Source organism: Immundisolibacter sp. (genome assembly GCF_028696615.1).
Classification (GTDB): domain Bacteria; phylum Pseudomonadota; class Gammaproteobacteria; order Immundisolibacterales; family Immundisolibacteraceae; genus Immundisolibacter.
Window position 1 is genome coordinate 14,000 of the sequence record NZ_JAQVGQ010000036.1, and the last position, 2,587, is coordinate 16,586.

The window sequence follows — 2,587 nt, forward strand, 5'->3', positions numbered from 1 at the left end:
GGCCACGGCGCAGCGGCAGGATCACCAGCCAGGGGTGACACACCGCACGCCGGGCGTCGACCCGCCAGCCGGTCTCGCGCCGACCATCACGCCGCGTCAGCGTCCATTCCCCGTCGAGCTGCCCCTGCGCGCGGCACACATCGCCAGACTTGCACGCCAGCGCCCGCCACAGCGCGGTGCCCAGCAGCAGCGCGGCGAGCGGCCAGGCCGGCAGCGGCAGCACGTACCACAGCGCCAGCAAGCCGCCCAGGTGCAGGACGACGGCCAGCGCCGCCAGCCCGACCGAGCGCGTTAACGCAAGATCATGCACCGTTGGCCAGCCGACGCAGCACCGCCGCGGCGGCCGGATCGGCGCTGCGCGTCCGGGCGAAGATCAGGTCGAGCAGGTCCTCGTCCTCGAGCGCCAGCAGCCGCTCGAAGGCCGCGCGCTGGACCTCGTCCAGGTCCGCCAGATGGCGCTCCAGAAACCTCGCCAGCAGCAGATCGAGTTCCTTTTTGCCGCGGCGACAGCGCCAGCGCAGCGTAGAATCCGAAAGCATTCTCGATTCCCCGTTTCTTTCGCCGATGGAGGCCACGTGGCCTGGACACCGGTTCTACCCGAAGCGGTCCCGCACACGCCAGCGACCGCCGATGCTCTGCTGATGCCGCTCACGCATCTGGCCGTGCTCGAGGCCAGCGGCGCCGATGCCACCGCCTTTTTGCACGCCCAGCTCAGCAACGACGTGCAGGGCCTGCCGGCCGACCGCAGCCGGCTGGCCGGCTACTGCAACGCCAAGGGACGCCTGTACGCGGTGCCGCGGCTGTGGCGCATGGACGACCGCTGGCAGCTCGTCCTGCCCGCCGACACCGCCGATGCGGTGCTCAAGCGACTGCGCATGTTCGTGCTGCGCAGCCGGGTCGCGCTGCACCGGCGCGAGGATGTCAGCCTGCTCGGCGTGGCCGGCCCGCGCGCGGCCGACTGCCTGCGGCAGGCCGGCCTGCCGGTGCCGGGTGAGGTCGACACCGTGGTCGCGCGCGGCGAGACATCGATCTTGCGCCTGCCCGCGCCGATCGAGCGCTTTGCGTTGTGCGTGCCGGATGGCGAGGCGGCGGCGCTGTGGGCGGCGCTGGCCGGCACCGCCACCGCCGCGCCGGCCGCGGCCTGGCTGCTGCTGGACATCGACGCCGGACTGCCGACCATCTACGCGGCCACGCTCGAAAGCTTCGTGCCGCAAATGGTCAACCTCGAGCGCGTCGGCGGCGTCAGCTTTCGCAAAGGCTGCTACCCGGGCCAGGAAATCGTGGCGCGCATGCACTACCTGGGCAAGCCGTCGCGGCGCATGTACCGCCTGCGGGCGGCCGGCGCCACGCCAACTGCGGGCAGCGCCGTGCTGGACGCCGCAGGCCACGAGGTCGGCACCGTGGTCGATGCCGCGCCCGCAGCGGCCGGCTGCCGCCTGCTCGCCGTGCTGCAGGTCACGGCCGCCGAAGACGGCCTGCGCCTGCCGGACGGGCAGCCGCTCGAGCGGCTGCCGCTGCCGTATGCGCTGGATGACGCGGCCGAAGCCGCCGGCTGATCCGCGCCCGCCGCGGGCCCGAACCGGCCGACGTCAGCTACGCCGGGCAAGCTGCCGCCACAGCCGCCGGCCGGCCGCATCCAGCCGCCGACCGGCGCTGAGGTAGTAACCCAGAAAACGCCGCCGGTCGGTCCGCGACCAGCCGGCGCTGCGCCGGTTCAGCGTATCGAGATCGCGCCGCACGCAGTCCGCGCGCCGCCAGCGGCGCTTGCATTTTTCGAGGTCGATCAGCGCCACCGGCGCCGCCACGTCGTCCAGCTCGCCGGCCAGCCAGGCGACATGCACCATCACGTGCTTTGGATACAGACAGCGGTGCTCGAGGTGCAGCGCGTGCAGCCGGCGCAGCACATCAGCCACCGCCCGCAGCAGCCGCTCGCGCGTGGCCCGCGCAGGCCAACCCGAACGCTGCCAGTCGTCCACCACATCCACGAGCGCTCGATAGCCCGCCAGCTCGCGCGTCACCAGCACACCGCGCTGGTGACCGCCATCCCGCTGCGCGGCATACAACACCGGCTGCGCCACCGCCACACCGGCGGCCAGACAGCGCTGCAGGACGCGAAACTCGCGCTCGGCGGTCAGCCGGCCGCGCAGCGGATGGCGCAGCGAGCGGTAGACGTGGTCTTCCTGACGCTTGACGAACAGCCCGCCGGCGCCGTCCAGGCCATGACGGAATACCGTGCTCCAGCCGCCCCGACGCCGGTTGCCGGGCTCGACCTCGTCCAGCTGCAGCGCCCACCAGGCCTCGAAGCGATCCAGTCCCTGGGCGCCCAACACCGCCGCCCAGTCGGGCGATACGTGAAGCTGCTGCCAGCTCACCGGCACAGCTGCGCCCGCTGACGGCCAACGGCCCGCCCCGCCGGCGGGGCCGTGGATGGATCGATGGTCGCGGTCGGGGACGTCATTCAGCCACCATCTTGCAGGCACAAAAAAGCCCGGACGGGGAAACCGCCCAGGCTTTTTTTTTCGGAAATGGCGCGCCCGGAGAGATTCGAACTCCCGACCGCCTGGTTCGTAGCCAGGTACTCTATCCA

Annotated in this window: 4 protein-coding genes; 1 reads left to right on the forward strand and 3 read right to left on the reverse strand. The window is 72.2% G+C overall.

Annotated features, from left to right (window positions below):
- Window positions 1–310, reverse strand: a 310-nt coding sequence (locus tag PHC73_RS04150; protein ID WP_300124819.1) for a hypothetical protein, incomplete at its 3' end; no start/stop codon positions are given.
- Window positions 303–539, reverse strand: coding sequence for a succinate dehydrogenase assembly factor 2 (locus PHC73_RS04155; RefSeq protein WP_300124821.1), 237 nt, complete (start codon window positions 537–539; stop codon window positions 303–305). The genes PHC73_RS04150 and PHC73_RS04155, both read right to left, overlap by 8 nt.
- Before the next feature lie 36 nt (window positions 540–575).
- On the opposite strand from PHC73_RS04155, the gene PHC73_RS04160 reads away from it, so the two are divergent.
- Entirely contained in the window at window positions 576–1,556 is a 981-nt protein-coding gene (locus tag PHC73_RS04160; RefSeq protein ID WP_300124823.1) for a hypothetical protein, read from the forward strand.
- Window positions 1,557–1,589: 33 nt separating this feature from the next.
- On the opposite strand, the gene PHC73_RS04165 is transcribed toward PHC73_RS04160, so the two are convergent.
- Window positions 1,590–2,372: a lipopolysaccharide kinase InaA family protein gene (locus tag PHC73_RS04165; protein ID WP_300124825.1), complete on the reverse strand. Its 783-nt coding sequence runs from the start codon at window positions 2,370–2,372 to the stop codon at window positions 1,590–1,592.
- Between the last annotated feature and the right edge of the window lie 215 nt (window positions 2,373–2,587).

What these genes read in the sequence shown, in the direction of transcription:
- PHC73_RS04155 (WP_300124821.1), bottom strand. Translation starts at nt 539, where the DNA reads ATGCTTTCGGATTCTACGCTGCGCTGGCGCTGTCGCCGCGGCAAAAAG.